The sequence below is a fragment of the Variovorax sp. 20P10.2.4 genome (assembly GCF_058244205.1).
Window position 1 is genome coordinate 1 of sequence record NZ_JBZAYE010000523.1, and the last position, 5,265, is coordinate 5,265.

General features: G+C 73.7%; 4 protein-coding genes. 1 reads left to right on the plus strand and 3 read right to left on the minus strand.

The features are described from left to right. Window positions 1–111: 111 nt before the first annotated feature. Window positions 112–1,713 (plus strand): glycosyltransferase family 39 protein, encoded by a 1,602-nt coding sequence (locus AC27VN_RS31975; protein ID WP_490879157.1) that lies wholly within the window; start codon window positions 112–114, stop codon window positions 1,711–1,713. A 15-nt stretch (window positions 1,714–1,728) separates the two neighbouring features. On the opposite strand, the gene AC27VN_RS31980 is transcribed toward AC27VN_RS31975, so the two are convergent. The 3 genes from AC27VN_RS31980 to AC27VN_RS31990 form a co-directional block, all read right to left on the minus strand. Next, window positions 1,729–3,111: a sensor histidine kinase gene (locus AC27VN_RS31980; RefSeq protein WP_490879158.1), complete on the minus strand. Its 1,383-nt coding sequence runs from the start codon at window positions 3,109–3,111 to the stop codon at window positions 1,729–1,731. Window positions 3,112–3,119: 8 nt separating this feature from the next. Then, a complete protein-coding gene (locus AC27VN_RS31985; RefSeq protein ID WP_490879159.1) occupies window positions 3,120–3,821 on the minus strand; it encodes a response regulator in 702 nt (233 codons plus the stop codon). Between the two features lie 64 nt (window positions 3,822–3,885). Continuing rightward, window positions 3,886–5,265 (minus strand): efflux transporter outer membrane subunit (locus tag AC27VN_RS31990; RefSeq protein ID WP_490879160.1); only part of this gene is annotated, 1,380 nt, incomplete at its 5' end.

The window sequence follows — 5,265 nt, forward strand, 5'->3', positions numbered from 1 at the left end:
GCGCGCCGCTGGAGCTGCTCTCGCGGCCGGCGCCCGCCGACGCGTCGTGAGGGCCGGGCGACACGCCCGAAGTCAGGCGGCGGTGGGGTGCGGTCCCTATAAATCCCGCCCATGACCTCTGGATCGACGCCCGTGCCGGGCCGCTTTCTTCCCACCGCCGCCACGGCCCGCGAGCCGATCGAGCGCTGGGTGCCCGCGCTGCTCGTCGCGCTGGTGCTGGCGTGGGCCTGGCCGATGGTGGCGCTCGATGTCACGCCGCCCTGGGACAACGTGGAGGAGCTGTTCTGGAGCGGCAGCCTGCAGTGGGGCTACTACAAGCATCCGCCGCTGCCGAGCTGGCTGCTGAGCCTGCCGGTGGCGCTGCTCGGCCGGCAGCCGTGGCTGACCTACGTGGCCGGCGTGGGCTGCGGCGTCGGCGCGCTCTACCTGCTGTGGCGCTGGTCGCGCGAGATGATGACGCCGGCACGCGCCGCCTTCGCGCTGCTGCTGGGCACGCTGGTCACCTACCACGTGCAGCGCGCGGTGGTCTACAACCACAACACGGTGCAGCTGCTGCCGCTCGCGGGCTACTGGTGGATGCTGTGGCGCGTGCTGCGGCCGGCCGGAAGCGGACGCGCCGACTGGGTCTGGCTCGGGCTGTTCGCGGCCCTGTCGATGCTCACCAAGTACAGCGCCGCGGTGCAGTTCGCCGTGGGCCTGGGCTTCGTGGTCCGCCAGGGCCTGTGGCGCGATGCGCGCGTGCGGCGCGACCTGCTGCTGGCCACCGGCCTCGCGCTGCTGCTGCTGTCGCCGCACCTGTGGTGGGTGCTGCAGCATGGCGACACCACGGTGGTCTATGCGCGCCAGTCGGTGCATGCGGTCCATGGCGCGGGCGGGCGGCATCTGCTGCCGCGGCCGCTGCGCGTGCTGCTGGTGCAGCTCGCGCGGCTGTCGCCGATGCTGCTGTTCGTCGGCTGGGCCTGGATCGCGCAGCGGCGCGAGGCGGCCGCGCCTGCGACCCCGATGCCTGCAGCCTTCGACCGGCGCTTCCTCGCGTGGGCCACCCTCGGTCCCACCGCGCTGGTGCTGGCGGCCTCGGCGCTGCTGCATTCGCGGCTGGTGCCGGCCTGGCTCACCACCTTCTTCCTGCCGGCCGGCCTGTGGCTGGCCGCCTCGCTGCCCTGGCTCGATGCGGAACGCTGGAGCCGCCGCCGCTGGCGCGCGATGCTGGCCGCGGCGGCCGTGCTGCATGTCGCGGCCGCATGGAGCTACGCCTGGATCGATGGCGTGTGGAGCACGCGCCTGGGCCACGTCACGCGCGCCAACCTGCCGACGCAGCGGATCGCGGAGGCGGTCGAGGCGACCTGGCGCGTGCACCGGGGCGAGCGTCCGCTGCGGCTGCTGGTCGGCGACACCTGGTTCGCGGGCGCCGTCGCGCTGCGCATGGATCCGTCGGTGCGGCTGCTGATCGACGGCGACGAGCGCACCTCGCCCTGGCTCGCGCCGGGCACGCTGGCGCGCGAGGGCGGCATGGTGCTGGTGCTGGACACGCCGGCCTTCCGCTCCGAAGGGCCGTCGCTGCAGCCGATGCTGAAGACCGTGGACTGCGGCGGTGCGATCGAGTTGCCCTGGGCCGGCGAGGGTCCCGAGCGCAGCGTGCGCATGCGCTGGGGCATCGTGCTGCCCGAGGAAGAGCGCGGCGCGCCCGACATCGCCTGCGGCCGCGAGCCCTGAGTCCGCGCCTGTCTGTCAGTTTGCGGCCGGAAAGCGCAACGTGACCGTGAGGCCGCCCCATGCGCTGTCCGACAGCGCGACCGTGGCGCCGTGCATCGCCGCGATGTCGCGCACGATCGCCAGCCCCAGGCCGCTGCCGTCGCCGGTCGCGTCGCGGCCGCGCACGAAGCGCTCGAGCACGGCCTCGCGCTCGTCCTCGGGAATGCCCGGTCCCGAGTCGCTCACGCGCAGCGCGGGTGGATCGCTCTCGAACTCCACCAGCACGCGTCCGCCCGGCGGCGTGTAGCGGATCGCGTTGTCGAGCAGGTTGCTCAGCGCGTCGGCGATCAGCTCGGGCTGCACCGCGACGCACACCGGCCGCTCGGGCGCCGCGAGTTCCAGCTCGATCGTGCGCGCCGAGGCCTGCTCGATGTGCGTGGCGCCCACGTCCTGCGCCAGCGCGACGAGGTCGATGCGGCGCCGGTCGAGGTCGGCGCGCGCCTCGGGGTCGAGGGCGCCGAAGGTCAGCAGCTGCTGCACCAGCCGGCCCGAGCGCTGGATCGAGCCGCCGAGCTCGTCGACGATGCGCCGCATCGCCTGCGGATCGGGCGCCTCGCTGGCACGCGCCAGCCCGAGCTGCAGGCCGGTCAGCGAGGTGCGCAGCTGGTGCGCCGCCGTTGCGGCGAACTGCCGCTCGCGCGCCAGCATGGTCCGGATGCGCGCGAGCAGCTCGTTGTGCGAACTCGCGAAGGCCTGCAGCTCGCGCGGCACTTCGTCCACGCCGATGGGATCGAGCGAGGCATGCGAGCGCTCGTTCCAGCGCGTGGCGATGGCCTGCAGCGGCCGCACCGTGCGGCGCACCGCGATCGCGATGGCCAGCGCGGCAGCCACGACCAGCGCGACGACGGGCCACAGCAGCACCCAGAGTTCCTGCTCGGCGCGATGGCGCTTGGTCAGCGTCTCGCCCATCAGCATCGTGACCGGCGCGGCGCCGGCCCGCGTCAGCTCGACGCGCACCACGCGCACCGGCTGGCCCAGGTACTCGGCATCGAAGGCTTCGCCGCGGCGGTAGTGCACGCGCGCGGTGCCGCCGTCGGGCAGGCCGGGCTGCCCGGCGAGCAGGCGGTCGGACTGCGTGACGCTGAACCAGTTCTGGTCGATCTCGTCGAACAGCAGCATGGCCTTGAGCTGCGGCGACATGTCGATCGCCGCGATGCCCCGGTCGTCGTAGCGCAGCAGCGCGATGCTCGAGCGCGCGGCATCGAGCAGCCAGCGATCGAACACGCGTTCGATCACCGCGTGCGTGTAGTGCAGGCCGAAGCCGCCGGCCAGCGCCATCATCGTGAGCAGCGGCAGCATCAGGCGCAGCAGCAGTTCGCGGCGCAGCCAGCGGATGCGGCGCGGCGGTTGTGGCGGCATCGCTTCCATCAAACCTCCTGCGCGCCGGGAGCGGCCGCGTCGAGCACCAGCATGTAGCCGAAGCCGCGCACCGTGCGCACCTGCACGCCCGCGTCGACCAGCTTGCGGCGCAGGCGCGAGACGTAGATCTCCGAGGCGCTGTCGCCGAGCTCGATGTTGCGTTCGGCCAGCGCATTGACCAGCGCGCGCTTGGCGACCAGCCGCGGCGCGCGCTGCATCAGCAGGCCCAGCACCTCGAATTCGCGCGGCGCCAGCTCGAGCACGCGGTCGTCCACGTAGGCCCGGCCCAGGTCGCCGCGCCAGGTCAGCCGGCCGTAGTGCAGGTGGTCGCCGCGCGCCACCTGGGCGCGGCGGCCGAGCACCTCGATGCGCGCATCGAGCTCCTCGGGCGCGAAGGGCTTGACCAGGTAGTCGTCGGCACCGCCCTGCAGGCCCAGCACGCGGTCGGCCACGCGGCTGCGCGCGGTCAGGATCAGCGCGGGCGTGAGGCGGTCGCGCTGGCGCAGTCGCCGCAGCCAGTCCAGGCCGTCGCCGTCGGGCAGGTTGAGGTCGAGCACGATGAGCTCGAAGTCCTGCACGTCGCGCTCGGCCAGCGCGCGGTCGGCCTCGGCGAGGTCGCCGCAGCCGCGCACCACCCAGCCGCGCTGGCGCCAGCGCAGTTGCAGTTCCCGCGAGATCACGGGATCGTCTTCGATCAGCAGCAGGAGCATCGCGGTGCGAGGCGGCGGGACGCGTGGGCAGAGGGGCCGCCATTGTCGACCAGCGGCGGCGCGCTCACGAGGTCGGCGCGCGCTGCCACCAGCCACCGCCCGAGGCCTGGAACAGCGCGGCGCTGTCGCCCAGGCGCGCGGCCTGCGCCTGCACGCGCACGAGCATCGCCTGGTCGTGGGCCTGCTGCGCATTGAGCAGCGCGAGGCGGTTGACGTCGCCGAGCCGCAGCTGGCGGCGCACCAGCTCCAGCCCGGTGCGGGCCTTCTCCTCGGCCAGCGCCGCGTCCTGCAGCGATTGCGCGTTGGCCTGGATCGACTGCAGCGTGTCGGCCACGTTCTGCAGCGCCGCGATCACGGTCGCGCGGTACTGCGCATCGGCCTGGCGCAGCCCTTCCTCGGCCGCGCGCTGGCGATGCTCGAGCGTGCCGCCGTCGAACAGGGTCTGCCCGACATTGCCCGCCAGGCTGAAGAAGCGCCCCGACTTCAGGAACATCTCGCCGAGCCGGCTGGCCGCGCCGCCCCAGCTCGCATCGATGGAGAACTGCGGCAGCCGGTCGGCCACCGCCACGCCGACCTGCGCGCTGGCGGCATGCAGCTGCTCCTCGGCGGCGCGGATGTCGGGCCGCTGCTCGACCAGGCGCGAGGGCAGGGCCAGCGGCAGCTCGCGCGGCAGCACCAGCGCGTCGAGGTCGAAGTCGATCGCGAGGTCCTCGTCGGGGCCGTCGCCGGCCAGCGCGCGCAGCAGGTTGTGCGTCTGCTCGCGCTGCTTGCGCAGCGGCGGCAGCTGCTGGCGTGCCTGCGCGAGCGCGAGTTCCTGCTGCGCCAGGTCCTGCCGCGCCGCGTAGCCGGCCCGCAGCTGGCGCTGCACCAGCGCCACCGCCTGTTCGTTGGCCTCGACGATGCCCTCGGCGATCGCGAGCTGCCGGCGCAGCAGCGCCTCCTGGATCGATGCAGCCACCAGGTTCGAGGCCAGCGTGAGGCGCGCCGCCTCAAGCTGGTAGTGCTGCATCCGCGCCTGCGCCTCGAGGCTCTCGAGCTGCCGCCGCTGGCCGCCGAAGATGTCGGGCGCATAGCCGACCGTGAGCTGCGCGGTGTGGAAGTTGTAGATCACCGGCGCGTTGAAGGGCGCGCTGCCGCCTTCGCTGGCCGGCGTGCCTTGATAGGTGGAGATCACGCTGCCGTTGCCCTGCACGCCCGGCGAGTTGCCGCCGAGGTTGCCCGCGATCTTGGTGCGCGCGGGCGAATAGCCGATGCCGACCGTGGGAAAGAAGAAGCCGCGCTGCGCGTAGACGTTCTCCTGCGCCGCGCGCAGCGCGGCCTGCGCGGCCTCGAGCGTGGGGCTGCGCGCGAGCGCGCGCGCGATCAGTGCGTCGAGGCGTGGCGAGCCGAACAGCGTCCACCAGTCGGCCTGGATGTCGCGGCCCGGCGCGAAGCGCTGTGCGTC

What these genes read in the sequence shown, in the direction of transcription:
- AC27VN_RS31975 (WP_490879157.1), top strand. Translation starts at nt 112, where the DNA reads ATGACCTCTGGATCGACGCCCGTGCCGGGCCGCTTTCTTCCCACCGCC.
- AC27VN_RS31980 (WP_490879158.1), bottom strand. Translation starts at nt 3,111, where the DNA reads ATGCCGCCACAACCGCCGCGCCGCATCCGCTGGCTGCGCCGCGAACTG.
- AC27VN_RS31985 (WP_490879159.1), bottom strand. Translation starts at nt 3,821, where the DNA reads ATGCTCCTGCTGCTGATCGAAGACGATCCCGTGATCTCGCGGGAACTG.